Below are 25789 nucleotides of genomic sequence, written 5' to 3'. Positions count from 1 at the left end.
GGTGGTCGCAGCCGGTGGATCGGGGCCGGGTCAACTCTGCACGGCCGGCGGCGGGACCCGTTCGAGCTCCAGGCCGAAGTACTGCCTGTACGCGGCGAGAAGGCTCTCGTCGTCGTTGAAGAACTCGTCGGTCCACTGGTCGCCCTTCTGGCAAACGAGCTGGTTGCCGAGCATGAGCAACCGCCCGTCCTGCGTGGGCAGCCAGCAGGTCGACTCCTGGGTGAAGTGCGACTCCGGTGACGTCTGGTGCCACCACCAGCTCTCACGGAAGTCCTCCAGCTCCCGCGCCTGCGGCCACAGGCGGTACAACGGCTTGCCGTTGTGGTGGACGATCCGTTCTCCGTTCTCGGAGGGCTCGATCAGGAACTCACCGGCAGCATCCGTCTGCACCTCGGTCGAGTTCAGCCGCAACGGATGCCGGCTGAACCAGCCGAGGCCGATGTCCACCAGGTAGGGCTCGTCGAAGTCGACGCGCAGGCACAGGTGGTCCCACTCCACCGGCCCTGATTCGGTCCCGAGCAGCACACGGCCGGCGCACATGGTGACGTCGAACCCGAGCGCGCGGAGCAGAAGGCCGAACGTGCCGTTGAGCTCGTAGCAGAACCCGCCGAGACGCCGGTGCACGATCTTGTCGACGAGCTCCGCCTCGACGAGGTCGAAGGGAGACCGTTCGGTCCTCGAGATGTTCTCGAAGGGCACGCTCAGCAGGTGGCGTTCGTGCAACTCCCTCAGCGCCGCCGGATCGAGCCGCTCCGGCCGCTTGGCGCCGATGCGCTCCAGGTACGCGTCGACGGTCTCGTCATCCACGCTTGCTCCATTTTCCGGAAATCAGTTCGGACGGTGGCAGCCGCAGGCCGACCACACGAACGAGGCTAGGACGGGGCGTTCTCATCCTGGTATCGCCCACGACTCCGGAAGTTCCCGAATCACGTCACCGGAGAATTCCGCCTCCGATAACACTGAAGTGCGAGCGTGGCGTGCAGTGCAGAGATCACCGACCGACCGAATGGCACAACGGTCTGATCGGCGGCCTGGCGTGGAGAACACATGTCCGCCGCCCACCGGCGACGCCGCCGACTGGACCGCATCCGCATGTGGAAACCTTGACCTCCGCCAACCACGTACAGAACGGAACTCCAGCAGGTGACCGCCTTCCGCATCGCCCCCGCCGTCACGGAAGCCTTCCCCGACACGCTCATCGCCCTGGTGGTAGCCACAGGCCTACGTGGCCGTGAGCAATGGCCCGACACCGCCTCCGCCGTGCACGACCTGGAACACCAACTCGCCGTAGGCACCTGGCGTCCCGCAGATGAGACCGACCCACGCATCGATGCGTGGCACACCGCGTACCGCTCCTTCGGCACCAACCCACGCCGTATTCGTCCCAGCGTCGACGCACTCGGTCGTAGATTCGCCAAGAAGGGCAACCTGCCGCGCATCAATCCGGCAGTCGACTCCTACAACTTCGTCTCCGTCCGCCACGGCCTGCCCGCCGGCGCCTTCGACCTCGACCAGGTCACCGGCGACATCGACATCCGCCGTGCGGACGGCACCGAGAACTTCACGCCACTCGGTGAACCGGACACCGTCGAGAACCCCAAACCCGGCGAGATCATCTACAGCGACGCCAGCATCGTGCTGACACGCCACTGGAACCACCGCGACGCACACCAGACGCGCGTCACCGAGGACTCGACCCATGTCGCCTTCGCACTCGAAACAGTTCACGCCACGCGCGACGGCGAACTCCTGAAGTCCGCAGCCGGGCAACTGCAGAACCTGCTGGAGCCGCACGCCGGGCAGATCACCATCGACTACCTGACCCCTGCACAGCCCGAGGCCGTTGTCTGAGCACCCGCTGGCGCTCATCGTTCCGAACCACTCCGGACCGCAGCCGCCTGTTCCTCAGCGACGAGCAGCGCTGCGCGAGTTCGGCACGGTTCTGCGGACGCTCCCGCTATCGGCAGAGCGGTCACGTGAGATGCGATGGCGGGGCGCCTTCCGCTCGGTCCGGCGAAGTCGCGCCCTCCCTTCGAGGAGACGAAACGTTCGTTCAGCGACTTCATGGCGCGGTGACGCCGGTGTGGATTCGGCCGTTCAGCCTCGCACGCGTTCTCCCTGGGGACTGCACGCGTCGATCCGCAGCTTGACCAACGCCTTGCCGACCTCATTTCGAGGTGCCAACCGAACAGCCCGGTCACCCGCGCCTCGGTCAGGAGCGCAAAGCACCGGGTGCCGCCGCGGGAGGGGATCGCGGCGGCACCCGGTCACGCCGGACACTCCGGCGCGGGTTCAGCGGTTGGTGTTGATCGTCTTCTGGATCCAGCCGGTGTACGCGGTCGCGTTGGTGTACAGGCCCGGTCCGTTCGCGCAGGGCACGTCCTCGTCACCGGGGCCGGAGGTGACGCCGATCAGTTCCCACCGCCCCCACTTCCCGCGCTGGAGCTGCGGCCCGCCGGAGTCGCCCGAGCACGCCATCGCGCCCGCCTTCCGGCTCACCGTGCACAGCCGGGTGCGATCGGCGAAGCCGGGCGCGCACTCGGACTCGGCGCCGCGCCGGGTGTCGAGCTGCTGAAGTCGCTCGGCGAACTCCCACTCGTCCGGGCCCGCCCCCTCGACCGTGGTGCCGAACCCCAGCAGCCGGGTCCGGGTGCCGGGCGTGCCTGCCCGGTCCGCGATCCGGATCGGCTGCCGGGCGACCGGGCGGTCCAGGCGCACCAGCGCGATGTCGTTGCGGTTGGGCTGCATGCCCGGCAGGACCTCGTAGCCGGGGTGGCGCACCACGCGGTCGATGGCCCTGACGGTGCCACCGGAGGTCCGCCGGTCGCTGCCGATGCGCACGGTGCCGTCCAGCACCGCCCCCTCCTCGCTCTGGCCGACGCAGTGCGCTGCCGTCACCACCCACCGCGGGTGGATCAGCGACGCCCCGCACACGCCCTTGGCGTTGCCCGCGCTGGGCACCGTCAACGGGATCGAGGTCATGAACTCGTAGCGCTCCGCGGAGTTCTCCCCGTTGATGATCGCACCGGCCGTGCCGGTGAACGCCGTGGTGGCGAACGCACCCGCCAGCAGGACGCCGGCCACCCGAACCACTCCGCGGTGCACGGACTTCAGTCTCGACATGCTCTTCCTTCACAACGAAAATGACGAACGAGACCAATCCTTTCCGTTCACTGTGGACGGAACCATGCAGGCAGCCCGCCTGTCGGCGTCGAGAGTGCTCGACCATCGGGGGTGGAGCCCGCACCACCGAAGACCAGGACGGCCTTCCGGCGCGAACGGTGGCCCCTTCCGCTGCGGCCAACCGCGCGATCGGGGGCGCGGAGCACAGCCACAGCTGGATCGCCGAGGGCACCGTCCTGACGTCGGTGGCGATCACCACCACGGTCGTCGACAGCATCGGCTGATCTGCACGGTGGCCCGGTCTCACAAGTGCCCTGGGACTCCACCTGCCGATGCCGCATCTGGCGCTATATAGAGCATGTCGACGATGGGCGCGAATTTACGCCACATGACACGGTCACGTTTTTGGCTGATCTCCTCTGCGCGCACCCTCTGAGGGACGCTCGATCGGGCGACAAACGAGCGCACAAAACCGGGTGGCAATAGCTTTCGGTGCGACAGGCAGGACGGTCCACCGGCATCCGATGCAGAGGGAGTCGTTGCGTGTTCAGAGGTCTCGGCAGATTCGTCACCGGACATGCACGAGCCGTCCTCATGGCCGGCGTGGTGGTGGTGATCGGCGCCGGAATACTCGGTTTCTCCGCGTCCGGTGCTTTGACGACGTCCGGTTTCGGCGATCCGAGTTCGGAGTCCTGGCGCGCGCAGACCCTCATCGAGGAGCGTTTCGGCGGTCGCGCCAACGCTCTGGTCCTGATCACCGCCCGCGACGGCACGGTCGACGACGCGGCGGTCAGGCAGGCCGGCAGCGAGCTGACCGCGCACCTGGCGGCCGACCCCGTGCTGTCCGACGTGACCTCCTACTTCGCCACCGGAGCGCCGCAGCTGCGCTCGGACGACGGCCGGCACGCGCTCGCCCTCGGCCAGTTCGCCGGTGACTTCGCGGACAACGAGAAAACCGTCGAGCGGCTGCGTGAGCGCTATGCCGGCGACCGAGGTGCGATCACCGTCCACATCGGCGGGACGGCGGCGGTCGAACTGGACGCGGACCGGCAGCTCGCCGCTGATCTGCTGCTGGCCGAGCTGATCGCCGTTCCGGTGATCCTGCTCATGCTCGTGCTGGCCTTCCGCACGATCGTGGCCGCAGTACTGCCTGTGCTCATGGGTGGCATCGCGATCGTGTGCACCATCGCCGAGTTGTCGGTCATCGGGTCGCTGACCGACGTGTCGATCTACTCGATCAACATGGCCGTCGGGTTGGGCCTGGGACTCGCCGTCGACTACGCGATGCTGATGACGAGCCGGTTCCGCGAGGAGCTGGCCGCCGGGCTCGACACCTCCGCCGCGGTGGTCCGCACCGTGCAGACCGCCGGTCGGACGATCGTGTTCAGCGCCGTCACGGTGGCCGTCGCGCTGGCCGCGCTGCTGTTGTTCCCGATGTACTTCTTGCGTTCGTTCGCCTACGCCGGGATCGGGGTGGTCACCGCCTCCATGATCAGCGCGGTGGTCGTGCTGCCCGCGCTGCTGACCGTGCTCGGGCCGAAGGTCAACGCGGGTCGCCTGCCGTGGGCGCACCGGTACCCCCTCGGCTCCGGTTCGGCTTTCTGGGGAAGGCTGGCCGGCGCGGCCATGCGGCGGCCACTGCTCACCGGGGCGCCGGTGGTCGTCCTGCTGCTGCTGGCGGCGGTGCCGCTGCTGCGGGCCGACCTCGGCATGCCCGACGACCGGGTGCTGCCGAGCTCGGCCCCGAGCCGGGTGGTGGGCGACGTGTTGCGCGCACACTTCGGCAACGAGGACAGCAGGTCGATCCAGGTCGTCATGCAGGGCACCGCCGAGCCGGCCGCGGTCGCCGGTCACGCGCGCCGGATCTCCGAGCTTCCCGGTGTGCTGCGGGTGACGTCCAGCGCGGGAGCGTTCGTCCGCGGTCACGACAGCGGACCGGCTCCCGCCGGCGCCACGCTCGTCCGTGCCGACAGCCAGCGGCTCCTCGTGGCAGCCCAACCCGAACCCAGCTCCGCGCAGGCTCGCGACCTGATCAGCGCGATCCGCGCGCTGCCGGAGCCGACCGGCACGTCGGTCGTGGTCGGCGGCGAGGCGGCGCTCCTGGCGGACAGCCACGACGCGATCGGAAGCCGCTTGCCACTGGCGATCGCCTTGATCGCGATCACCACGTTCCTCCTGCTGTTCCTGTTCACCGGGAGCTTGCTGCAGCCGCTGCGGGCGGTGGCGTTCAACGTGCTCGGCTTGTCGGCCACGATCGGCGTGCTGGTGCTGGTCTTCCAGGAGGGATGGCTGTCGCCGGTTCTCGGCTTCACCCCGTCACCGCTCAACATCTGCATGCTGGTGCTGATGTTCACCATCATCCTCGGACTGTCCATGGACTACGAGCTGTTCGTGGTGAGCCGGATCAAGGAGGCCCACGACCAGGGCACCGACCACCACGCGGCGGTGATCCACGGGATGTCGCGCACCGGGCGGCTCGTGTCCACCGCCGCGGCGCTGATCGCGGTCAGCCTCTTCGCCTTCGCCATCAGCGGCGTGAGCTTCGTCCAGATGTTCGGCGTCGGAGCGGGGCTGGCCGTTCTGCTGGACGCCACGCTCATCCGCGGCGTGCTGATGCCGGTCGGCATGCGGCTGCTCGGCCGCCATGCGTGGTGGGCTCCCGCGCCGATGCGCCGCCTGCACCGGCGCGTCGGTCTTCGCGAGGCGCCGGACGCGCCCGCCCACAAGATCCCGGCACTTCATCCTCTGCCCGAAGCCGCCCGGTAGTGCGCGCTCACCCCGACACCGCTGATGGCGGATCGGCCGTGACTAGCTCGCCGGCCAGGCCATCGTCGACAGCAACGCCAGTTCGGCCTGACGGGAGTCGAGACGGCTGTGCTGGACGACGACCGGGACGTCGCTGTGCAGCACCGTGGCGAAGTCGGTGTCCCGCGGGACCGGCTCGGGATCGGTGAGGTCGTTGAACCGCTGGTGCCGCGTGCGGCGAGCGGGCACCGTCAGGCGGTAGGGACCCACGGGTTCCCTGTCGGTGAAGTAGACGGTGATCTCCACGTGCGCGTCCGTGTCGGAGGTGTTGAGGATGCACGCGGTCTCGTGGCTTTGCAGGGCCGGGCTGTCGCCGTGGCCACCACCCGGGATGTGCCCCTCCGCGATCACCCACGTGCGCTGTCCGAGAGCGTTCTGCACGGTCACCTCCCGGTCAGCTGATCGTGGCGAGCAGGTCGCGGCAGGCGGCTTCACACGCCCGGCAGGCTTCGGCGCAGATGCGGCAGTGCTCGTGCATGGTCGCGTGGCCTTCGCACTCGTCACCGCACGCCTTGCACGCCACCGCGCACGCCTCGAGCAACGCCCGGCTGACGTTGGCGTCGTAGCCGGTGTGCCGCGACAACACCCGAGCCGTGGCACCGCAGATGTCCGCGCAGTCGAGGTCGGTGCGGATGCACTTCGTCAACTCCGCCACCGAGTCCTCGCTCAGGCAGGCGTCGGCACAGGACGTGCACGCCTCGGCGCACGCGATCAGCGCGTCGATCGTCGCCGCCAGCTTGCCGCGATCGAGGTTGATCTCAGCGGGGTAGCTCTCCAGCATCGGCATTGTCGTGGTCACGTCAGCCCTCCTCGACGGGGATCCGGTTCCGTGACGGCTACCCCGGCACGTGCCCGCGAACCGCGAGCGCTCACTGGAACCGGGCCGAGTCGCCCACCTGCCGATCGATGTCCCGCTCCGGCCGCGCCCGCTTCGTGAGGACGAGGCTCGCGCAGGTCAGCACCACCACGACGACACCGACCACGACGTCGTTGACGACAACCGGCGTACCGCCGTAGTCGAGCACCAGAGGAGCCACCACCAACCACGTGCCCAGCACGACGTTGACGCCCCAGCCGACCCGCGCCACCGCTCGCGGCGCGATGGCGCGGGTCAACGCCACCACCACGATGACGAGCCCGATCGCCAGGTCGATCCAGCGGGTGTCGAGACCCGCCACGTTCCCGCGGGGGCCGAACAGCGTCGCGGCCACCATCAGCCAGATCCCGGCCAGGACGTTCAGGCTGCTCGGCACGCTGGCCAGCGCTTGGTTGCCCTTGGCCGGCGAGCTCCTGGTTCGTGCGTTCATCTCACTCCCTCGGACCGGCGACCACCGTCCGGGTCGCACCACCGGCCGGGTACCCGCCGTTCACGAGATCACGTCGGCACGCACGTGCCGCTCCTGGGGCTACGGCGTGAGCAGAGCAAGAGCACCGGCCACGGCGGCGTCGGCCGACTTCTGGCTCCCCGTCGCCCGTGCGAGCACGAACACTCCCTGGAGCACCGCGAGCAACATCGCGGTGGTCTCCTCCGGTACCAGCTCGGACGACAACGAGCCGTCCGCCTTGCCGTCGCGGACCGCCTCCTCGACCACCTCCGCCAGCGCCGCGAACACGGAGCCGATCGCCTCCCGGAGCTCCGGCTCGGCCAGCATCCCGGCGTCGTAGGTGAACCCTCCGACCCGGCAGCCGGCCAGTGCGTCACCGGCCAGCGAGAGCACACCGGCCAGCCGCTCCCGGCCGGTCGGGAGGTCCCGCATCGCCGCACGGGTCTTCTCGAGCAGGTCGCGACCGTTCGCCACCACCACCTCACGTGCGAGGTCGGTTTTGGCCGGGAAGTGGTGGTAGTAGCTGCCCTGGCCGACCCCGGAGGCCTCCATCACCTGGCGCGGACTCGTCGTCGAGTAGCCATGGCGCCAGAACATCTCCTTGGCGGAGGTCACGATCTTCTGCCTGTTGTCCACGGCACAACCCTACGCGAGGCCCATACATACCTCTAGGTATTGCTGCCATACCTAGAGGTATGTATGTTCGCGGCATCCACTTCAGCGCTTCTGAGGAGCACCACTGTGACCAAGGCAGTCACCGCCGCGTACCCCGTCGTCGAACACAAAGTCGAGGACCTCGACGGCTTCGAGCTCTTCTACCGCGAGGCCGGACCGGCTGACGCGCCCGTCGTGCTCCTGCTGCACGGCTTCCCGACCTCGTCGCACATGTTCCGCAACCTCATCCCGTTCCTCGCGGACCGCTTCCACGTCATCGCCCCCGACCTGCCCGGCTTCGGGCAGAGCGCGGCACCTGACCACACCGAGTTCTCGTACACGTTCGACAGCGCGGCCGAGCTCGTGCAGAAGCTCCTGACCCGCCTCGGAATCACGCGCTACGCCGTCAACGTCTTCGACTACGGCGCCCCCACGGCATGGCGGCTCGCCCTGGCGACGCCGGACGCGATCACCGCGCTGATCGTGCAGAACGGCAACGCCTACGACGAGGGCATCGACAACGACTTCTGGAAGCCGATCAAGCGGTACTGGGCGGACCAGACCCAGGACAACCGCGACGCCCTGCGCCACCTGCTCACCATCGACACCACCAGGTTCCAGTACACCGACGGCATGGCGCACCCGGAGCGGATCTCCCCGGACAACTGGATCGTCGACCAGGCGCTGCTGGACCGCCCCGGCAACGACGAGATCCAGCTCGACTACTTCCTGGACTACGGCACGAATCCCGGCCTCTACCCCGCCGTGCAGGAGTGGTTGCGCACCGAGCAGCCACCGACCCTCGTCGTCTGGGGCGGCAACGACGTCATCTTCCCGGCCGCCGGAGCCCACCCCTACCGGCGCGACCTGACCGACGTCGAGTTCCACCTCTTCGACAGCGGCCACTTCCTGCTGGAGGACAGGGCGAGCGAGGTGTTCCCGCTCATCCACGACTTCCTGGCGCGCAAGCTCGGATGACCGGATCGAACGCGCCACCGGTAGGGCCAAGTCATCGGGATGGGTGGTGGGCGGCAGGGGTAACCGCACACATGAACCTTCATGAGGCGCTACGAGCCGCCGAAGACCTTCGTGCCGTTGACCGGCCGGCAGCCGCGGTTGCGGCGGTGGCCCGGCGGTTGCTGCGGCCGCCCCGCCTCCAGCGGGCGTTGCGAGGATCGTGGCTCGGCCATCCGCTGCACCCCTTGATGATCACCGTGCCCATCGGGGCGTGGGTCTGCGCATCGGTTCTGGACGCCCGTGCGGGCAACGAGGACGCAGCGCGCCGCCTCACCGGCATCGGCCTGGCGGCGGCGCCACCGACCGTCCTGCTCGGACTGGCCGACTACGACCGGCTGAGCAGGCGGCAACAGCGCGTCGGCGTGGTGCACGCGATCGCCAACACCGCCGCGCTGGCCTGCTTCACCGCCTCTTACGCCGCACGACGACAGGAAGCTCACGTGCGGGGGAAGCTGCTGAGCCTGCTCGGACTGACGGCGATGGGCGTGGGCGGGGCGCTCGGAGGCCACCTCGCCTACGCCCAGGGCGCCGGGATGTTCCGCTGGCAACGCCCCGCGGAAGACGGCACCGCGCGTCCCAGCCCCAGCGCAGCGGTTCCCGTGTGACCAAAAGGATTCGGCCGTCGGCAGGTGTTCAGTGCCTGCCGACGGTCGGGTTCACCGCCCTCGGCGCAGCAGCTTCCACAGCAGCAGCACGGTCGCCGCCACGCCGGCCGCGACCACCGCCGGGTGCTGACGGGCCTGGCGGACACCCTGCTCCACGCGCTGCCGCACGGGCTCGGGAAGCGCGTCGACCGCCTCGAGGGCGGTGACGCCGACCTGCGTGGCCACGACGTCGGCCTTCTCGCCGAGCTGGCCCGCGATGGCGGTCGCCTTCTCGCCCACCTGGCCGGCGACCGCACCGGCCTTCTGGCCGGCCTGGGTCGCCTTCTCGCCCACCTGGCCGGCAACCGCACCGGCCTTCTGGCCGGCCTGGGTCGCCTTCTCGCTCACCTGGGCGGCCGCGGCGATCACCTTCTCGCGAGCCGCACCCGCCGCCTCGGCGGCACCGGACTCGTCGGGCTTCTCCTCTGCCTTGCCCGCCGCGCCGGTCGTCTTCTCGGCCGTCGCCGTCGCCGGCTTCCCGGCCCACGTGCCGTTCTGCTTCGGTGCCGCTCCGGCCTGCACGCCGGGCTCGACCGGTCCGGGCACGTTCCTCCGGGGCGCCGGCGCCTCCGCGCTGTCACCGAGCTCCCGCCGCGTCTGTGCGGTTCCGGCGCGCAGCTCGCCCGCGTCGGCGGGGACGTTCTTGTCGCTCATCGGTGTGCCCTTTCACTGATGGTGGCGGTGCGCTGGTCGAGGTTCGCGACGACGGCGGCCTGGCGGCACGAGCCCTGCGATCCTCCCCAGCTTGATCCACCTCTACCCAGAACGCCGGTGGTGTACGCCCGATGTTCGGGGGAAACCCGTCGCGCATGGCGCAGGCACTCGACGCACCCACGCAACTGCCAGGGAGTTCCTGGTGGGCAGTCCTGAAGCGAACGGTGAAGGAGTTCGACGACGACAACCTCACCGACTGGGCCGCGGCGCTGACCTACTACGCCGTGCTGTCGCTGTTCCCCGGCATCCTGCTGCTGGTCTCGCTGCTGGGCCTGCTCGGGCCGGGCGCGACCCAGACCATCGTGGACAGTCTGGACGCGCTGGGACCCGGCGAAGCCAAGGACTTCATCGCGGGTGCGATCGAGAACCTGCAGAAGTCCGAGGCCAGCGGACTGCTGGCGGTCGTCGGCCTGGTCACCGCGCTGTGGTCGGCGTCGGGTTACGTGGGTGCGTTCATGCGGGCCGCGAACTCGATCTACGACGTCGGGGAGGGCCGCCCGTTCTGGAAGGTCATCCCGCTGCGGCTGGCTCTGACCGTGGGCGTGGTGGTGCTGCTGGCCCTGGTCGCGCTGGGCGTGACGCTCACCGGCGGGGTCGCCGAGTGGCTCGGCGGGCTGCTGGGCCTGGGTTCCACGTTCGTCGCGGTGTGGGACGTCGCCAAGTGGCCCGTGCTGTTCCTCTTCGCCAGCGCCGCGATCGGCCTGCTGTTCTGGGCTTCGCCCAACGTGAGGCAACCGAGCTTCCTGTGGCTCACCCCCGGCGGGTTCCTCACCGTGGTGGTGTGGGTCGCCGCGTCGCTGGGTTTCGCGTTCTACGTCGCCAACTTCGGCTCCTACAACAAGACCTACGGCTCACTGGCCGGTGTCATCGTCTTCTTGGTCTGGCTGTGGATCTCGAACCTCGCCCTGCTGCTCGGCGCGGAACTGGACGCGGAACTGGAACGCGGCCGGCGCATGGCCATCGGCGAGTCCAACGGAGAAGACCCGGTCGCCCCGCCCCGTGACACCAGGGCGATGGACTGAAGCGACTCAGGGCACGGCAAGCCGCTCGGCATCCGGAGCCGGTCGACCCGCGCGCCACACGACGACCTGCCTTAGGATGTGATCATGGCCGAGTCCACGTCCCTGACTCCTGCGGAAGCTTTCGATCTGCTGCTCTCGGGCAACCAGCGCTTCGTGGCCGGTACACCCGAGCATCCGAACCAGGACGCGACGCGGCGGACCCAGATCGCACCCGTCCAGCGCCCGTTCGCGGTGCTGTTCGGGTGTTCCGACTCCCGGCTGGCCGCTGAGATCATCTTCGACCGCGGCCTGGGAGACCTGTTCGTCGTGCGCACCGCCGGTCACGTCATCGGCACAGAGGTGCTGGGCAGCGTCGAGTACGGCGTGGACGTGCTGGACTGCCCCCTCGTCGTGGTCCTCGGCCACGACGCGTGCGGCGCCGTCGCCGCGACATGCGCTGCGTTGGACGACGGGATGGTGCCGGCCGGGTACATCCGGGACGTCGTGGAGCGGGTGACGCCGAGCGTGCTGATGGCACGTGCCGCCGGACGCGTGCGGGCCGACGAGATCCTCGCCGAGCACGTCAGTCACACCGTCGACCTGCTGCTCGACCGTTCGCGCTTGCTCGCCGAGCGCGTGGCCGCCGGCGCAACCGCTGTGGTCGGCCTTTGCTACGACTTGGCTGACGGCACCGCGCGCGTTGTCGCGGCCCGTGGGTTGGACGTGCCCGTCACCGCGACGTGAACGCCCGCCTCAGCGGCGAGGTGATGCCGAGCCGCCGCGGAAGGAACGTCGAGTCCTGCCGGATCAGACCGCGGCGTGGCAGATCTCGTCGTCGGCCGCGGGCGCGCTCCGGCGGTCCGCGGCGGTGTATGCCAGCACCACGGCGGCCTTCTCGGGTGCGAGAAAGCGCAGCCCCATGAAGTTGTCGCCCGTGGTGAACCCAGGCAACGCCCAGATCTCCTCGTAGGGCATCCGCATCGGCCAGTAGCGGCGGAAGCTGTAGACGTTGCTCCACAGGCACTTCGCCGGATCGGGGCGCCACAGACGTCGTGCGAACGCCGGGTCCCGGAACGCGTGCCCGACCTCGCCGATGGCCAGCACGTGCTTGCGGCCGGTGAGCAGCACGACGTCACCGAGGGCAAGGCTGTCCATGCGTTTGTCGTGCTTGGCGGTGGCACCCCAGAACCTCGCCCGGCCGCCGGGGTGCACGGTGTTCAACTGGACGAGGTCCGCCGGACTCGGACGGACCGGCTCGAACGGCACCGCTTGCGCCAAGGTGTCCGCCCAATGCCTGCGGGCACCAGGAGTGCCGTAGGAGGGTTGGATGACGACCTGAACCACGCAGCCCACAGTACCCGTGGCCCTGTGGCCGGGCGAGTCACCGCGTCAGACGGCAGCGGACCGACCGGCGGTCACGATCGCCGTGAGCACGCGGTCGAGGTCGGCCCGGGTGGCGCGCGGGTTGATCGTGCACAGCCGCAATGCCAGCTGACCGTCCACTGTGGTCGTCGCGATGAACGTGTCGCCGCTTTCGTTGACCTGACGGCAGATCGCCGCCTGGGTCTCGTCCGAGCCGTCGCGGTAGCGCAGGCAGACGATGCCGAGGCTCGGGCCGGCGACCAGGTCGAGCTCTTGGCTGACCGCGACGCGGTTCGCGACGTGCTCGGCCTGGTCCAGGCCGCGGTCGATCGCCGCGCGGAAGGCCGCCACGCCGAAACCCTTGAGCGACAACCACAGTTTCAGCGCGCGGGCCGCGGTGGTGAATTGCACGCCGTGGTCGGACAGGTTCGTCTCGGTGGCCGCCGGCCGGGAGACGGTGAGGTAGTCCGTTGCGGCGCGGAACCGGTCGATCGTGAACGCCCTGTGCAGCACGTCGGGGTTCCGCACCAGCACGCAGCCGATCTCGTACGGCTGGAACAGCCACTTGTGCGGGTCGATCACCACCGAGTCGGCTTCGGCCAGGCCGCGCAGGGCGGTCCGGCCGCGTTCGGTCAGCGCCGCGGCGGCACCGTGTGCTCCGTCCACGTGCAGCCAGAGGCCTTCGGCACGGCTGAGCTCGGCGAGTTCGGGCAGCGGGTCGATCGCACCGGTCGCCGTCGTGCCCGCGTTCGCCAGCAGCAGGAACGGGCGCAGGCCCGCGGCCCGGTCGGCGTGGACGGCCCGCCGCACGGGCTCCGCGTCCATCGCCGGCAGCAGCCGCACCTGCTCCCGGCGCAGGCCCAGGACGTGGCACGCCTTCAGCACGGCGGGGTGGGTCTGGTCCGAGCAGTACAGGACGCCACCGGTCGAGTCGGCGCCGAGGCGGTCGTCCCGTGCGGCCGCGATCGCCGTCAGGTTGGCGAGCGTGCCGCCGGGGGTGAACACCCCGCCCGTTCCCTGCGGCAGGCCGAGCAGCTCGGCGAGCCAGCGCGCGGTCACCAGTTCGACGGCGGCGGGTCCCGCTCCGACCGGCCACGCGCCGGGAGAGGTGTTGAACCCGGACGCGAGCAGGTCACCCAGCACGCTCAGGAAGTTGTTGGCGCTGGGGATGAACGCCAGGCAGCCGGGGTGCCCGAGCCGCAGGGAGCGCGGCAGGACCTCGCGGGTGAGGAACTCGAGGAGCAGGTCCGGGTCGGTGGGGTGCTCCGGCACGGGCTCGCCGAGCACGTGCCGCAGGTCAGCCGGTGTCGCGGGTGTTCTGACCGGTTGTGCGCGCAAGCCGGTGAGGTGGTCGACGACCAGGTCGACTGCCCGGTGTCCGAGCTCGCGCATGCGGTCCGGTGGCAGGTCGAGCCACCCGGCTTCGTCAGGCACCGTCGAGCACCACCGAACGGCGCACCGCCCGCACCCACTCCCCTGCCTCCGCTGTGAGCTCCGGTTCCGGCTGGAGGGAGGCGGCCGGTCCGGCGAGCTGCAGCAGGAAGAGCTCCTCCCCCGGCCGGACGGCGTCGCCGGGGTGGGCGTGGCACCACAGCAGCGCTTCGCCGGGACGCAGTGCGAGGAGGTCGCTTTCAGCCTGCTGGCGCAGCCGACCGGTCTCCAGCCTGTACCGGCCCGGCTCGGCACGCTCCCTCAGCACGCCGTGCCGGTCCGCGGTGATGACGAGCTGGCTGAGCCGCAGGTGCGTCGTGCCGACCTCCCTCACGGGCAGCGAGGGCAACAGCGCGGCCAGCGTGTGCGTGCCGAGAGTGGGAAGCAGGCCTGCGGCGCGTTCCTGCGCCTGCACCAGCGACACCACGGTCTGGAACCTCGGGTTGATCTCGATGGCGAGCACCGCCGCATCGGGCGTGACGAGCAGGTCGAGCCCGAAGGCGCCGAGGAAGCCGAGTTCGCGCAGCCGGTCGCCCACGAGCGCGCAGACCTCGCGGCAGCGCGACGCGGCACCGGGCGGCAGGGCGTTGTCGGCGATCAGCTGGTTGCCGCAGTGCGCGCCCCAGTAGGAGGTGAGAGCCGGGATTCCCACCAACTGGTGCGACAGCGCCGACACGACGGTGCCGCATCGCGTCACGCACCCGCTCACGGTCACCGTGAGCCCGCTGACATGAGCCGAGACCCGCAGCGTCTCGCCGCCCCACTCACGCAGCACCTCGTCCCGTTGCCGTGGTGTGGTGACCAGGCGGGTGCCTTTGCCGGTGAGGTTGTTCGCCCGGCGCTGCACCACGAGCGGACCCGTTGCGGCATCGGGAATCTCGCCGTCGACGACCCACGTGCGGGGCGTGTCCACTCCGGCGGCGGTGAACAGCTCCAGCGACGTGATCTTGTCCGCCGCGGCCGCGGCGGCAGCCGGCTCGGCGGCGAGCAGCCGCAGGCCTGCCGTGGCCGCCCAGACGTGGGCACCGGTCCCGTCCTCGGGTGCGAAGCTCACCGCGAGGCCCTGCGGCGCCGGCGGATCCGCGGGGAACACGAGACCGGACTCGCGCCGGTGGTCCCGGTGGGCGAAGCGCAACCACGGGATCGCCGGCGCGGCTGCCGCACCGAGGAACGGCGATCGGTCGTGCCAGATCAGCTGAGGTGCGTGTTGCCGCAACAGCCTCACGCCCTCGTCGAGCGGCACACCGCTGATGGTCAGCACGACGCGCTCAGAGAACGGTGAACGTGCCCAGCGACGACTGCCGCACGATCCCTTCCCCGGTCAGGCACCGCACCAGGTCGACCGCCGGAGCCGCCTGCACGGCCTGAGCGGAACGCCCGGCGAACACGCCGTCGGTGATGGTGCCGATCTTGGTGATCACGTCGGCGCCGGGGGCGGACGTGACCGTCACCGTGTAGGAGAAGGTGCTGGTCGTTCCGTCCGCCCAGCTGATGCGACGGCTCTCCGCCACGGCGGCGAGAGGTTCCAGGCAGCCGGCGCTGCGGTCGACGACGAACTCGCTGGTCCCGCGTTGCGCGACTGCCCCGCCCACACCGGTGCACGAGGTGTACTGGTCCCTCACCGTCGTGCGCACCGGGCGCGGCACGAGCACGACACCGGGCGAGTAGGTCCACGTCGACGACGTCGTGCACGTCACGGCGGTCGGCTCGTTCGCGAGCGCGACCGCGTCGGGAACCGCGGTGGACAAGAGCACGGTGCCGATGACGCCGAGCGCACGGCAGGACTTGGTGAGGGGAGCCACTTGTTCACGCATCCAGATCTCGAACCACGACGGTGAGCGGATCCTATTGATCACCAGGCGATGCGCGTGATCACCGGATCGGGTGGACTTTCCGCACCGCCCGCACTCGAACACCCGCGAAGCCGCCTTCTGTCATCGCTCGCCGGGGAGCACGACGCCGGACGGGTCGCGGTCGGGACGCAGTCCTCGCCACGCCGGGTGCCGCAGGCGCCCGTCGGAGGTCCACTGCCGGAACTCGACCTCGCCCACCAGTCCCGGCTCGACCCAGTGGGCGTCGCGGGCGTGCTCACGTGGCACCTCGACGTCGAACGGGCTGGTGCGCCGCGCTCGCCGCTCCAGGTCTCGGTGCAGGTCGGCGAGCATCTCCCGGCTGAAGCCGGTGCCGACGTGTCCGACGTAGACCAGGCGTCCTCCCGCGTCGTGGGCTCCGAGGAGGAGGGATCCGATCCGGCCTGACCGGTTGCCCTGCCCCGCCCGCCATCCGCCGATGACCACTTCCTGGGTGTGCCGGAGGGGAGTTTTCACCCAGGAGGGCGACCGTCGGCCGGGCTCGTAGGTGGATTTGACGCGCTTGGAGACGATGCCTTCGAACCCGTACTGGCTCGCCACGTGCAGGACGTCCGCCGGGTCGGTGTCCGGGAAGGACGGAGGCACCTGCACGGCGTGGTTGCCGGGCAGCGCGAGCTCGGTGAGCAGGGCGCGCCGCACGTGGTAGGGCTTGTTCAGCAGTGATCGCCCGTCCAGGTGCAGCAGGTCGAACACGAAGTAGGCGATGGGCGGCCGGGTGCGCCGCAGCTCCCGCACCCCCGAGCCGATCTTGTTGCGCTGCTGCAGCAGGCCGAAGTTCGGGCGTCCCTCCTGGTCGAGGGCTACGATCTCGCCGTCCAGCACGGCCGTGCGGTGGTGCAGCAGCTCAGGCAGGACGCCCAGCTCGGGGAACCGGCCCAGGAAGTCGATGTCGTTGCGGCTGAACACCCGCACACCGCGGCCCTGGCAATGGGCGACACCCCGGTAGCCGTCCCACTTGAACTCGACGGCCCACCCGTCGCCGTCGGGTGGGTTGCCCGGGGAGGCGAGCATCGGCCGGACGATGCCCAGCGGTTCGGCCGCGGGCGCCGCGTTTCCCACGTGACCACCTCCTCCGCTCCTCCCCCGGACATGGTCGGTGAGAACGGCTCGGTTCGCAGCGCGACGAACCCGCCAGGCAGTCAGCCGCCGTGGTCGAGGTCCGTCGCGCGTGGGACACCCGGTTGCGGCGGCAGGTCGCGGTCGAGCTGTTCCGGGCCGGATCCGACCTGGGTGACGCGCGCCGGTTCGACGACGAGATCACGTCGACGGGTGCACGCGTGGGGTGTGATGCACCGCGGCATCAAGCCGTCCGACATCCTCGTCGACCGCGACGGCAGGAGGGCAAGGGGCGCGACGGCTGACCGGTTCTCCTACCGCCGCTGCTGCGGTGGCACCATCGGCGTGGCGCGGACGGCAGCGAGTGCGTCCGGCAAGTTCGCGAACAACGGGAGCAACACGTCGGTCCCCGTCATGGCAAGAGGCGTCAACACGGCGTGATGCGCTGCGACGACGGCGAACGGGATCTCCCGCTGCTGGGCGTCTTGTTGCACCGTCAGCAGCAGAGCCATTCCCGACGACCCGAAGAAGGTCACGCCCTGCAGATCGATGACGAGCCCGGCCGGAGCGCGTTCCAACGCCTCGACGGCCTTCGAGAGCGGCGAATGCTCCGTCATCATGTCGACTTCGCCGGTCATGACGACGACCACGACGCCCGCATCCTCCACCAGCTGAGTGGTCAGCACGTCCAAAGCTCCGTTGTGCTGGTCGTTCATCGCACTCCCATCGGCCCACCGCGAAAAGCGCCGACGTAAGCCGCTGCCCAACCCGGAAAACCCTGTAGATACACCTCGACTGGAAAAATCGGTGGCTCGAAAACGACCTCCCACCGTATGCCAGTACACCGATATGCACAACCACAGCGACCGCACGGGGAGCTTTTGCACGCGGCCTCCGCCAGAACGAGGTGACCGGAGGAGCACACGACCGCGGCGATCTTCGTCGTGTGGTGCGGACACCCCGCAGACGGCAGAATCAGGGGCATGCTGACCGCTGTGCTGTACGGCCTGGCCGCATCGAGCGCATTGGTGGTCGGTGCGATCGCCGGGTCGATGTGGCGTCCGCCGCGGTGGCTGACGGGGGTCCTGCTGGCTTTCGCCAGCGGGGCGTTGATCTCGGCCCTGGCGTTCGAGCTGTTCGAGGAGGCGTTCCACCTCGGTGGCGCCGTGCGGTCCGGACTCGGCCTGCTGGCCGGTGCGGCCACGTTCGTGCTGGTCGACTCCGCTCTCGACCGCTACGTCACCGGTAAGGCCGGACCGGAACAGCGGGAGGTGACGAAGGCCGGTGCGCGCGGCGGCGTCGGTTTCGCGCTGCTCGCCGCGGTGACCCTGGACGGCGTGCCGGAGAACCTGGCGCTGGGGGTGTCGTTGGCCAGCGGGGTGTCGCTGACCCTGCTCGTGGCGATCTTCTTCTCCAACCTCCCCGAGGCGCTGGTCGGTGCCGTCGCCATGCGCGAGTCGGGTCAGAGCAAGCGCAGCGTGGTCATGACCTGGGTGGCGTGCGCGCTGCTGCTGGCCGGCGCGGTGGTGCTCGGCAGGGTGGTCGCGGGCGGCCTCAGCGACGCCGTCCTCGCCATCGCGCTGTCCTTCGCCGGTGGCGCCGTGATCGCGTCACTGGCCGACACGCTGATGCCCGAGGCGTTCGAGCACGGCAGGCCGCTCAACGCGTTCGCCACGGCCGGCGGCTTCTTCCTGTCTTTCATCCTCGCCGCGTGACGGTCCCCGTCAGACCTGCGACCGTGACGTCCAGTGTGGACACTGATGTCCCGGTGCGCAGCCGGGGTGGCCGTCGTCGCAATCGGTGAGCACATCGGCAGGAAGTCGCACGGACCGGCGAACTTGCACGAACGTGTGTGTGTCTTTCGTTCGTGCCGGCAGCTCCGTTCGTATCGTGCAGGCGTGGGAGATGAACGCGCACAGGGTCAGGAGCCTTCCGAGCTGGGCATCGAGATGCTGCCTATCGCGATAGCGAGTCTGCGCGCCGAGCTCACCGAGGCCCGCGATCTGGCTCGCAGGCTCGAAGGGGAGACTCCCGCGCAGGTCGACAGGTCGTGGTGTGATCAGCTCGCGGAGGAATACCACGACGCCGGTGCCGGTCAGGCGGCGATGGCGGCGCAGCTGGAGCAGTGGCGCCGGACTCATCCGGACGTCGTGGGCCTCGCCGAGCTCGCCGAGCTCGTCGCCGAGGTGGAGCCCGTCCGCCAGGCGTTGCTGCGTCAACTCGCCCGGCTGCGCTGTGCTGAGTAGCCTCGCCCTTGTTCTGGTCGGAGCTACTGCAGCGTCAGGAGTGTTGCCCGTCTCGGTGACGAGCCGCCGGCGGTCCGAGCGGGGGCGGCTGTGCCGGGCAGCACACCCCAGTGGGAAGAACGATGACCATGACCGAGCCGAACGACCATGCACCGATCTCGGTGCAGACCAGCCAAGACGAAACCGTGCCCGTGACGGCGGTCGCCGGCGAGATCGACATGAGCACCGCCGACCTCGTCCGGGACGAGGTCCACGCTCGGCTCGCGGCGAAGCCGGACGTGCTGGTCCTCGACCTGAGCGCTGTCGAGTTCATCGGTTCGGCAGGCGTTCACCTGCTCGTGCACAGCCAGATGGAAGCCGAGGACCACGGCACGAGACTCGCGGTCGTCGTGCCCGAGCAGAGCTTCGCGTCCCGGGTGCTCAGGACCGCCGGCGTGCACCAGATGCTCGACCTGCACACCGACCTGCCCAGCGCGATGTCCACGCGCTGAGTCGGGCGGAAAGTCGCGGTGCGGCAAAGCGTGTACGTGTGATCCGCCGTAGAGGCCGCACCACCGCCGAGCCGCCTTGGCGACAACCGCGACAACGCCGGTGGCAGCGGATGGGTTGCACGGTCGCGACGTGATCTTCCACATTGGCCGAGGTGGCCTCCGGGTGATATCCCTCTGCGTTCGGGCGCGCCCGGCGCGCCACCATCGAGTCAACTGGGGAGTTCGACGGTGGGACACAAGCAGGTCTGGACGGCGGTCGCGGCTGCGGCGGTGCTGGCGTTGACGTCGGTGCCGGCGCACGCGGCGTCGACCACCATCACCACCTCCTGTGCGGACGGTGAGTACACCGGCAAGTTCGTGCTGCGCTACGACACCGTGTCGGGTTTGCACTCCGTGCTGGACGGCCGTGGCGGGGCCGGGCCCTACATCGGCGATTCCGGGACGATGCGCGTGCGTGTCTCGTACCGGCAGGGGCTGACGGAGCGCGCGGTGTTCGACAAGACGCGCGACGGGCTCTGGGCCGGGTTCGACCACCCGGTGGATTTCCCCGCGGGTACGCGGGTGCCCGCGGACGGGACCGCTTCTGTCCGGGTCTGGTTCAGCGCCGGCGAGTTCGGCTGCACGGCTGAGAGGCGGATCCGGTAGATGCGCTACCGCCTGCTGGGGCCCGTCTCGGTCGCCGGAGCGCCGGCGCTCGCCGGGCCGAAGCAAGCATCCGTGCTCGCCGCTCTGCTGCTCAGTGCCAACCGGGTCGTGCCGGAGGACCGGCTCATCGATCTCACCTGGGGCGAGGCGGCGCCGAAGAGCGCTCGTGGGCGGCTGCAGGTCCTGGTGTCCGGGTTGCGCAAGGTCGTCGGCGCGGACGTCATCACGCACCGCAGCGGTGGGTACGTCGCCGAAGTCGGAGCGATGGAGCGCGACCTCGACGTGTTCGAGCACGAGGTGCGGCAAGCCACCACGCCGCAGGACCTGCGCAGGGCGCTCACGTGGTGGACCGGGCAGCCGCTGGGTGGGGTGAGCGAGGCGCTGGCCGCGCGGGAGCGACCGGCGCTGGAGGAACGGCGGCTGGTCGTGCTGGAGGACCTGGCCGAGCTGGAGCTCGCGGCGGGCAGGCACGCCGAGGTGCTGGCCGAGCTGCGCGGGCTCGTCGACGAGCACCCCCTGCGGGAACGGCTGCGGGCGTGTCTCATGCTCGCGTTGCAGCGATGTGGTCGATCCGCTGAAGCGCTGGACGTGTATGCCCAGGCGCACGACGTGCTCGTGGAGGAGCTCGGCATCGAGCCCGGCCGCGACCTGCAGGAGGTCCGGCTGCGGGTGTTGCGCGGGCAGGGACGGGCGTCGTCCCCGCCGAGCTCCCGCTCGACGTCCGGGGGTTCGCCGGGCGCGACAGCGAACTGGAGGCGCTCGACGAGGACGGCGACGGCGTTTGGGTGATCACGGGCACGGCCGGTGTCGGCAAGACCGCGTTGGCGGTGCGGTGGGCGCACGGTGCCCGGGAGCGTTACCCGGACGGCCAGCTCTACGTGGACCTGCGCGGCTTCGACGCCGACGACGAGCCCCTGACGTCCAGCGGCGCACTCGCGCAGCTGCTGCGGGCTCTCGGCGCCGATCTGCGCGAGGACGACCAGGGCCGGTCGCTGCGCACACTGCTGGCCGACCGCGACGTGCTGCTGGTGCTGGACAACGCCCGGGACGCCGCCCAGGTGCTGCCTCTGCTGCCCTCCTCCGGCCCGGTGCTGGTGACCAGCAGGCACCGGCTCGGCGAGCTGGTGGCGCGCACCGGGGCACGGGTGCTCGACCTGGCGCCGCTGCCACCGGCGGACTCGCACGCCGTCCTGGCCGCGGTGCTCGGCGCGCGGCGCGTCGCCGCCGAGCCGGACGCGGTGCGGGAGCTGGCCCGGCTGTGCGGGCACCACCCGCTCGCGTTGCGGGTCGCCGCTGCCAACGTCACCACGACGATTGCGCAGCTCGTCGCCGAGCTGCGCCGCTCGCCGCTCGCCGGACTCACGGTCGACGGGGGTGAGGAGAGCGTGCTGGCCGCCGCCTTCTCCCTGTCCTACCAGGCACTGGCCGACGTCGAGCGGCGCGCGTTCCGGCTGCTGTCGCTGGTGCCCGGACCGGACTTCACGGTGGCGGCGGTCGCCGAACTGCTCGACGTGCCCGGCGCCGAGGCGTCGCGGTTGCTGCGCCGGCTCGTCGCGGTGAACCTGGTCGAGCCGCACGCCCCCGGCCGGTTCCGCTTCCACGACCTGGTGCGCCAGTACGCCGAGGACCGGCTGCGCGCCGACGAGCCGGAGGGCGACCAGGCGTGGCACCGGCTGCTGGCCTGGTACCTGGCCGCGGCGGACGCCGCGGTGGCCTTGTTCGACGCCCGGATCGTCACGCTGCCCCGCACGACGCCGGTGCCCGTGCCTCGTGAGCCCGTCGCATTCGTGGATCGGGCCGAGGCCACGGCGTGGCTGGACGTGGAGACACCCGTGCTCACGGCCGCGCTGCGCCGGGCCGCGACGCAGGGGCCGTACCCGGCTGCCTGGTACCTCGCGGACGCGCTGCGGCGGTTCTTCCACGACCACGGCCGGCGGGACGAGTGGCTCGACCTAGCGCCGGTCGTGCTGCGGGCCGCCGAGGAGCGCGGCGACCACGCCGCGGAGGCGCTGGTGCAGCTCAGCCTGGGCGGAGCGTGCTTCCGGGAGGGCCGTTACGAGGACGGTGTCCGTCACTCCACCCGCGCCGTGCGGGCGGCTCGCACCTGCGGTTGGCGGGAGTGCGAGGCCACCGCCGTGGCGAACCTCGGCTCCATGTTCGAGTGGACCGGCAGGCTCACCGAGGCCGTCGCGCACAGCACGCGCGCCCGTGACCTTTTCCGGGAATCGGGCAACCGGACCGGGGAGACCCTGGCGCTGAACTCGCTGAGCTGCCACCACAGGCAGCTCGGTGAGCTCGCGGAGGCCGAGCGGCACCTCGACGAGGCGATAGCGCTGTGCCGGGCCGACGGGCTGCGGTTCTGGCAGGCGGCGAACCTGGCCGACCTCGCCGTCGTGCAGCACTGGACCGGCAGGGTCGAGGAGGCCGGGCGCACGGCGTGTGCAGCGCTGGAGTCGTTCCGCGCCTTGGGTTCGCGGTTCGGTGAGGCGACCGCGCTCACCGCGTTGAGCGGGGTGCGGCTCGCCTCGGACGAACGCTGCGCGGCGGTGCGGCTTGCGCAGCAGGCGGTCGAGTGCGCCCGGCAGGACGGTGACCGGCAGGCGCTCGCGACGGCGCTGACGGCGCTCGGACGGGCAGCGGGCTCTGCCGCGGACCTGCGGGAGGCGCTGGAGATCACCGAGGAGGCGGGCTTGCGCGCGCTCCGGATCGAGGCGGGTGCGGCGCTCGCCCTCGTGCTGGCGGGCACGGATGAGGCACGGGCGTTCGCGGGCGAGGCGCTCACCCTCGCGCGCGAGGGTGGCTTCCGGTTGTACGAGGCCGAGGCGCTGTTCAGCACCGCCGTCGTCCTCTCGGCCGCGGCCGAACACACGCGCGCCGAGAAGGCGGCGCGCGTGGCGTCCGGTATCTGGCAGGCCGCGGGCCACCGGATCGGTGCGGGCCGCGCGGCCCGTTTCCTCACCGCCTCGGCTTCCCTGGCGGCATCGGGCGGCTGATCACCCTCAGGGCAGGTCGGCGAGCGGAACGGCGAACACCGCTCGCCGGCCCGGCGCCTCGGACTGCGACCACACCAGCCCGTCGCTGTACCAGTGGGTCAGCGCCTCGGGGTGCAACGCCCAGCACATGACCTTGGCCGTGGTGCCCGGGCTGGTGCACGTCCGGGAGACGCCGGTGGCCCCGGTGGTGACCCGCCACAGCTGACCGTGCAGGGTGCTTGAGCTGTGGGCGACGTACCAGCGGCCGTTCCAGGACAGCACTCCCTGCGCGTTGGCGACGCCGCTGCGGTGTGCGGCAGACGCGGTCACCGCGCCGGAGGAGCCGGCCGTCAGGAGGAAGTCGGCACCGAACGGGTATCGCACCAGCCTGCTGCCTGTGCCGTCGGCGAAGTACTCGGCCGTGACGAGGGTGTCCGGGCTGGTGCTGCGGTCCAGCGAGATCGAGGAGAAGCACGGTGTGCCGGTGTTGTTCGCCATCGTGCACGTGCCGGCGGTGTACTCGTACCTCCCGACCTCCGGCATGACGTACTGGTAGCCGTAGGCGGCCCAGCCGCTGCCGGTGCGCCCGATCGTGGCGGAGTCGTCGGTGGCCTGGAGGACGTGGTCCAGGTCGAACACGCGGATGGCGACCCTGCTGTTGCCCACCGCGGACACCAGCAGCTTGTCGCCGTACCAGACCATGCCGCCCACGTGCGCTTTCGCGGCGGAGAAGTTCGTGCCCGCGTCGTTGGGGTCGACGAGGTAGACCCAGCGGTACCGCGGGTTGGCGGGATCGTTGTAGTCGATGAACGCGACCCGTGCGTCGTTCCTCCTGTCGCCGGTGTCGGTGTTGTTCCAGCCGGACAGCAGAAGCCTGTTGGCGCCCCAGGAGCCGTCGTCATCGGCGTCGCCCGAGCCGGTGATGCCCTGCGGGTTCCAGGCGCTGGTGTTCGCGTCGCCCGCGTCCCAGCACATCGACCTGGTCGCCTTCGGGCTGATCGGCAAGGCGGCTGTCTCGTCGCTGCCACACGGGGCCATCGGGTGGTTCGCGCTCTGCAGGACCTGTGCGACACCGGCGTTGGGCAGCGCGGCGTCCAGCGCGGTGATCGCGGACTGCGGCGTGGCGACGTAGGTGAGCCCGAGGCCGGCGGTGCCGATGGTGGTGAGCGGGTCCGAGTAGGCCGCCTGGGCCGGGGCCGCCACCCCGGTCAGTGCCGCGGCCACCAGGGCGGCCACCGCGGGCAGACGGGTGATGCGTGCGGTCACGGAAGACCTCCGCGGGAAGTGGTCGGGGCCGGGTGGTGGCGGCCGGTGGTCCGGCCACCACCACCCGGGTGGTTCAGCGGATGCGGCGGTAGTCGCAGAAGTCCACCGTGGCGCCGGAGTAGAGGCACACCTTGATGGACAGCGCCGTGGTCTCGCTGATGTTCTCGGAGTAGGCGTAGCAACCGTCGGCGGACTTCGGGTCGTTGCCCTTGATCAGCACGGTGCCGTTCGCCGGGTTCGGCTGGTTGGGCACGTAGATGTACGCCCTCGTGCCCCAGCCGTCGGCTTCGTTGTCGCACACGGTGAGCGTGTCGCCGTTCTCGGCCCAGTACGCGCTGCCGTGTCCTTCGGCCGGTGCCGCGGTGGCCACGTACGCGTCGGCGGCCTGGGCGGTGCCCGTGGCGAGCAGGACCGCCGTCGCGGTCATCGCCAGGGCGGTGATGGTCTTGCGGAGCATGGCTCCTCCTGTCGTCCGGCCGTCAGCGCAGGCGCTTGTGCTGGCAGTAGATGATGCTCGAGTCCTTGTAGTTGCAGACCTTGATGGAGATGGCGACGGACTCGTCGATGTTCTCCGACACCGACACGCATTCGCCGTTGTAGGACGGGTCGCTCGCCTTGATCAGCACGGTGCCGTTCGCCGGGTCGCCGGCATAGGGGCGGTAGATGTACCCGCGGACGCCCCACCCGTCCGCCCTCTGGTCGCAGACCGTGAGCGTGTCACCGTTCTCGACCCAGTCCGCGTAGCCGCTGTTGTCCGCGACGCTCACGCTCCCGTCGCCCGCGCTGGCGACCCCGGCGCTGACGAGCAGAGCCGCGGCGGCCGCCGCGACCGTGATCCCGGCACGGCTCACCCAGGAATTCCTCAACCTGACCTCCTGCACTTGACTTCCGGTGCATGTGCGGCAACACCGTGCGCCACCGTGCTTCCGATTCGCTTCCACTCCGCTTCCCGAGGAGGTGGACCTGCGACGGTAGCGCGCACGAGGTCATCTCGGCCGGTGCGGGAGCGCGGCTCGTCGCAAGTGGCCGGAGGGGCGCTTCAAGCGCTCGTGCACAGCTCCCACGACGTACCGCCGAATGTGACGCTGCCGGTGTTTGCCGACACGCAGCCGGGCTAATCCTCCACACCGGACGACGCAACGAGCGGAGACGACACGAATGTGCCA

At 70.5% G+C, this 25789-nt stretch carries 31 protein-coding genes; 13 read left to right on the top strand and 18 right to left on the bottom strand.

Going from position 1 to position 25789, the window contains the following annotated elements:
- Positions 1 to 30: 30 nt before the first annotated feature.
- Positions 31 to 807, bottom strand: coding sequence for an arylamine N-acetyltransferase family protein (locus V1227_RS04730; protein ID WP_329791228.1), 777 nt, complete (start codon positions 805 to 807; stop codon positions 31 to 33).
- 336 nt (positions 808 to 1143) lie between these two features.
- Here V1227_RS04730 and V1227_RS04725 point away from each other — a divergent pair, with 336 nt between their 5' ends.
- Positions 1144 to 1851 (top strand): B3/B4 domain-containing protein, encoded by a 708-nt coding sequence (locus V1227_RS04725; RefSeq protein WP_329791227.1) that lies wholly within the window; start codon positions 1144 to 1146, stop codon positions 1849 to 1851.
- A 441-nt stretch (positions 1852 to 2292) separates the two neighbouring features.
- On the opposite strand, the gene V1227_RS04720 is transcribed toward V1227_RS04725, so the two are convergent.
- Positions 2293 to 3123: a S1 family peptidase gene (locus V1227_RS04720; RefSeq protein WP_329791226.1), complete on the bottom strand. Its 831-nt coding sequence runs from the start codon at positions 3121 to 3123 to the stop codon at positions 2293 to 2295.
- Between the two features lie 158 nt (positions 3124 to 3281).
- Here V1227_RS04720 and V1227_RS04715 point away from each other — a divergent pair, with 158 nt between their 5' ends.
- Complete coding sequence (locus tag V1227_RS04715) at positions 3282 to 3407, top strand: hypothetical protein (RefSeq protein ID WP_329791225.1); 126 nt, start codon at positions 3282 to 3284, stop codon at positions 3405 to 3407.
- Positions 3408 to 3666: 259 nt separating this feature from the next.
- The gene (locus tag V1227_RS04710; protein WP_329791224.1) at positions 3667 to 5889 is read left to right on the top strand and encodes an MMPL family transporter; all 2223 of its coding nucleotides are present in this window, start codon (positions 3667 to 3669) and stop codon (positions 5887 to 5889) included.
- A gap of 42 nt (positions 5890 to 5931) precedes the next feature.
- Here V1227_RS04710 and V1227_RS04705 read toward each other — a convergent pair whose 3' ends face one another.
- The 4 genes from V1227_RS04705 to V1227_RS04690 all read right to left on the bottom strand — a co-directional run bounded on the left by V1227_RS04705 (position 5932) and on the right by V1227_RS04690 (position 7889).
- Complete coding sequence (locus V1227_RS04705) at positions 5932 to 6309, bottom strand: sensory rhodopsin transducer (RefSeq protein WP_329791223.1); 378 nt, start codon at positions 6307 to 6309, stop codon at positions 5932 to 5934.
- A 13-nt stretch (positions 6310 to 6322) separates the two neighbouring features.
- Positions 6323 to 6727, bottom strand: coding sequence for a four-helix bundle copper-binding protein (locus V1227_RS04700; protein ID WP_329791222.1), 405 nt, complete (start codon positions 6725 to 6727; stop codon positions 6323 to 6325).
- A 70-nt stretch (positions 6728 to 6797) separates the two neighbouring features.
- Positions 6798 to 7235: an SPW repeat domain-containing protein gene (locus V1227_RS04695; protein WP_329791221.1), complete on the bottom strand. Its 438-nt coding sequence runs from the start codon at positions 7233 to 7235 to the stop codon at positions 6798 to 6800.
- A 99-nt stretch (positions 7236 to 7334) separates the two neighbouring features.
- Positions 7335 to 7889 (bottom strand): TetR/AcrR family transcriptional regulator, encoded by a 555-nt coding sequence (locus V1227_RS04690; protein ID WP_329791220.1) that lies wholly within the window; start codon positions 7887 to 7889, stop codon positions 7335 to 7337.
- Between the two features lie 105 nt (positions 7890 to 7994).
- On the opposite strand from V1227_RS04690, the gene V1227_RS04685 reads away from it, so the two are divergent.
- Complete coding sequence (locus V1227_RS04685; protein WP_329791219.1) at positions 7995 to 8885, top strand: alpha/beta fold hydrolase; 891 nt, start codon at positions 7995 to 7997, stop codon at positions 8883 to 8885.
- Between the two features lie 89 nt (positions 8886 to 8974).
- Here the strand turns inward: V1227_RS04685 and V1227_RS04680 are convergent, their stop codons facing one another.
- The gene (locus V1227_RS04680) at positions 8975 to 9097 is read right to left on the bottom strand and encodes a hypothetical protein (protein ID WP_329791218.1); all 123 of its coding nucleotides are present in this window, start codon (positions 9095 to 9097) and stop codon (positions 8975 to 8977) included.
- 15 nt (positions 9098 to 9112) lie between these two features.
- Between V1227_RS04680 and V1227_RS04675 the strand changes: the two genes are divergently transcribed.
- Complete coding sequence (locus tag V1227_RS04675; protein ID WP_329791217.1) at positions 9113 to 9529, top strand: DUF2231 domain-containing protein; 417 nt, start codon at positions 9113 to 9115, stop codon at positions 9527 to 9529.
- A gap of 51 nt (positions 9530 to 9580) precedes the next feature.
- On the opposite strand, the gene V1227_RS04670 is transcribed toward V1227_RS04675, so the two are convergent.
- Positions 9581 to 10222 carry a hypothetical protein gene (locus V1227_RS04670; protein ID WP_329791216.1) on the bottom strand — a complete coding sequence of 214 codons (642 nt, stop codon included), beginning with the start codon at positions 10220 to 10222 and terminating at the stop codon, positions 9581 to 9583.
- 224 nt (positions 10223 to 10446) lie between these two features.
- Between V1227_RS04670 and V1227_RS04665 the strand changes: the two genes are divergently transcribed.
- Complete coding sequence (locus tag V1227_RS04665) at positions 10447 to 11304, top strand: YihY/virulence factor BrkB family protein (RefSeq protein WP_329791215.1); 858 nt, start codon at positions 10447 to 10449, stop codon at positions 11302 to 11304.
- 84 nt (positions 11305 to 11388) lie between these two features.
- On the top strand, positions 11389 to 12027 hold the full coding sequence (locus V1227_RS04660) for a carbonic anhydrase (protein ID WP_329791214.1): 639 nt from the start codon (positions 11389 to 11391) through the stop codon (positions 12025 to 12027).
- Between the two features lie 63 nt (positions 12028 to 12090).
- Here the strand turns inward: V1227_RS04660 and V1227_RS04655 are convergent, their stop codons facing one another.
- From V1227_RS04655 to V1227_RS04625, 7 genes are all read right to left on the bottom strand, one after another.
- Positions 12091 to 12627 (bottom strand): hypothetical protein, encoded by a 537-nt coding sequence (locus V1227_RS04655; protein ID WP_329791213.1) that lies wholly within the window; start codon positions 12625 to 12627, stop codon positions 12091 to 12093.
- A gap of 45 nt (positions 12628 to 12672) precedes the next feature.
- Complete coding sequence (locus V1227_RS04650) at positions 12673 to 14079, bottom strand: pyridoxal phosphate-dependent decarboxylase family protein (protein WP_329791212.1); 1407 nt, start codon at positions 14077 to 14079, stop codon at positions 12673 to 12675.
- On the bottom strand, positions 14072 to 15337 hold the full coding sequence (locus V1227_RS04645) for an ATP-grasp domain-containing protein (protein WP_329791211.1): 1266 nt from the start codon (positions 15335 to 15337) through the stop codon (positions 14072 to 14074). The genes V1227_RS04650 and V1227_RS04645 overlap by 8 nt, the downstream gene beginning before the upstream one ends.
- 7 nt (positions 15338 to 15344) lie before the next feature.
- Positions 15345 to 15890, bottom strand: coding sequence for a hypothetical protein (locus V1227_RS04640; protein ID WP_329791210.1), 546 nt, complete (start codon positions 15888 to 15890; stop codon positions 15345 to 15347).
- 120 nt (positions 15891 to 16010) lie between these two features.
- Entirely contained in the window at positions 16011 to 17006 is a 996-nt protein-coding gene (gene ligD, locus V1227_RS04635; protein WP_329791209.1) for a non-homologous end-joining DNA ligase, read from the bottom strand.
- Positions 17007 to 17086: 80 nt separating this feature from the next.
- A complete protein-coding gene (locus V1227_RS04630) occupies positions 17087 to 17263 on the bottom strand; it encodes a hypothetical protein (protein ID WP_329791208.1) in 177 nt (58 codons plus the stop codon).
- 54 nt (positions 17264 to 17317) lie between these two features.
- Positions 17318 to 17689: an STAS domain-containing protein gene (locus V1227_RS04625; protein ID WP_329793959.1), complete on the bottom strand. Its 372-nt coding sequence runs from the start codon at positions 17687 to 17689 to the stop codon at positions 17318 to 17320.
- Positions 17690 to 17986: 297 nt separating this feature from the next.
- On the opposite strand from V1227_RS04625, the gene V1227_RS04620 reads away from it, so the two are divergent.
- From V1227_RS04620 to V1227_RS04595, 6 genes are all read left to right on the top strand, one after another.
- Entirely contained in the window at positions 17987 to 18718 is a 732-nt protein-coding gene (locus V1227_RS04620; RefSeq protein WP_329791207.1) for a ZIP family metal transporter, read from the top strand.
- A gap of 183 nt (positions 18719 to 18901) precedes the next feature.
- Complete coding sequence (locus V1227_RS04615; protein WP_329791206.1) at positions 18902 to 19249, top strand: hypothetical protein; 348 nt, start codon at positions 18902 to 18904, stop codon at positions 19247 to 19249.
- A 128-nt stretch (positions 19250 to 19377) separates the two neighbouring features.
- Complete coding sequence (locus V1227_RS04610; RefSeq protein WP_329791205.1) at positions 19378 to 19740, top strand: STAS domain-containing protein; 363 nt, start codon at positions 19378 to 19380, stop codon at positions 19738 to 19740.
- A 228-nt stretch (positions 19741 to 19968) separates the two neighbouring features.
- A complete protein-coding gene (locus tag V1227_RS04605; protein WP_329791204.1) occupies positions 19969 to 20385 on the top strand; it encodes a hypothetical protein in 417 nt (138 codons plus the stop codon).
- Complete coding sequence (locus V1227_RS04600) at positions 20386 to 21174, top strand: AfsR/SARP family transcriptional regulator (RefSeq protein WP_329791203.1); 789 nt, start codon at positions 20386 to 20388, stop codon at positions 21172 to 21174. It begins immediately after the preceding gene.
- Positions 21171 to 23378 carry an ATP-binding protein gene (locus tag V1227_RS04595; RefSeq protein WP_329791202.1) on the top strand — a complete coding sequence of 736 codons (2208 nt, stop codon included), beginning with the start codon at positions 21171 to 21173 and terminating at the stop codon, positions 23376 to 23378. Before V1227_RS04600 ends, V1227_RS04595 begins: the two co-directional genes overlap by 4 nt.
- Before the next feature lie 6 nt (positions 23379 to 23384).
- On the opposite strand, the gene V1227_RS04590 is transcribed toward V1227_RS04595, so the two are convergent.
- The 3 genes from V1227_RS04590 to V1227_RS04580 form a co-directional block, all read right to left on the bottom strand.
- Positions 23385 to 24623 (bottom strand): hypothetical protein, encoded by a 1239-nt coding sequence (locus V1227_RS04590; RefSeq protein WP_329791201.1) that lies wholly within the window; start codon positions 24621 to 24623, stop codon positions 23385 to 23387.
- A 73-nt stretch (positions 24624 to 24696) separates the two neighbouring features.
- Positions 24697 to 25080, bottom strand: coding sequence for a hypothetical protein (locus V1227_RS04585; protein WP_329791200.1), 384 nt, complete (start codon positions 25078 to 25080; stop codon positions 24697 to 24699).
- Between the two features lie 22 nt (positions 25081 to 25102).
- Positions 25103 to 25474: a hypothetical protein gene (locus V1227_RS04580; protein ID WP_329791199.1), complete on the bottom strand. Its 372-nt coding sequence runs from the start codon at positions 25472 to 25474 to the stop codon at positions 25103 to 25105.
- Between the last annotated feature and the right edge of the window lie 315 nt (positions 25475 to 25789).

Source organism: Lentzea sp. DG1S-22, from assembly GCF_036321065.1.
Lineage (GTDB): Bacteria > Actinomycetota > Actinomycetes > Mycobacteriales > Pseudonocardiaceae > Lentzea > Lentzea jiangxiensis.
Note: the sequence above shows the minus strand (reverse complement) of the source record. Positions and strands in the feature narration are given on the sequence as shown.

What these genes read in the sequence shown, in the direction of transcription:
- V1227_RS04720 (WP_329791226.1), bottom strand. Translation starts at nt 3,123, where the DNA reads ATGTCGAGACTGAAGTCCGTGCACCGCGGAGTGGTTCGGGTGGCCGGC.
- V1227_RS04695 (WP_329791221.1), bottom strand. Translation starts at nt 7,235, where the DNA reads ATGAACGCACGAACCAGGAGCTCGCCGGCCAAGGGCAACCAAGCGCTG.
- V1227_RS04680 (WP_329791218.1), bottom strand. Translation starts at nt 9,097, where the DNA reads ATGGCCGAGCCACGATCCTCGCAACGCCCGCTGGAGGCGGGGCGGCCG.
- V1227_RS04675 (WP_329791217.1), top strand. Translation starts at nt 9,113, where the DNA reads ATGATCACCGTGCCCATCGGGGCGTGGGTCTGCGCATCGGTTCTGGAC.
- V1227_RS04670 (WP_329791216.1), bottom strand. Translation starts at nt 10,222, where the DNA reads ATGAGCGACAAGAACGTCCCCGCCGACGCGGGCGAGCTGCGCGCCGGA.
- V1227_RS04660 (WP_329791214.1), top strand. Translation starts at nt 11,389, where the DNA reads ATGGCCGAGTCCACGTCCCTGACTCCTGCGGAAGCTTTCGATCTGCTG.
- V1227_RS04640 (WP_329791210.1), bottom strand. Translation starts at nt 15,890, where the DNA reads ATGCGTGAACAAGTGGCTCCCCTCACCAAGTCCTGCCGTGCGCTCGGC.
- V1227_RS04630 (WP_329791208.1), bottom strand. Translation starts at nt 17,263, where the DNA reads ATGTCGGACGGCTTGATGCCGCGGTGCATCACACCCCACGCGTGCACC.
- V1227_RS04620 (WP_329791207.1), top strand. Translation starts at nt 17,987, where the DNA reads ATGCTGACCGCTGTGCTGTACGGCCTGGCCGCATCGAGCGCATTGGTG.
- V1227_RS04610 (WP_329791205.1), top strand. Translation starts at nt 19,378, where the DNA reads ATGACCGAGCCGAACGACCATGCACCGATCTCGGTGCAGACCAGCCAA.
- V1227_RS04600 (WP_329791203.1), top strand. Translation starts at nt 20,386, where the DNA reads ATGCGCTACCGCCTGCTGGGGCCCGTCTCGGTCGCCGGAGCGCCGGCG.
- V1227_RS04585 (WP_329791200.1), bottom strand. Translation starts at nt 25,080, where the DNA reads ATGCTCCGCAAGACCATCACCGCCCTGGCGATGACCGCGACGGCGGTC.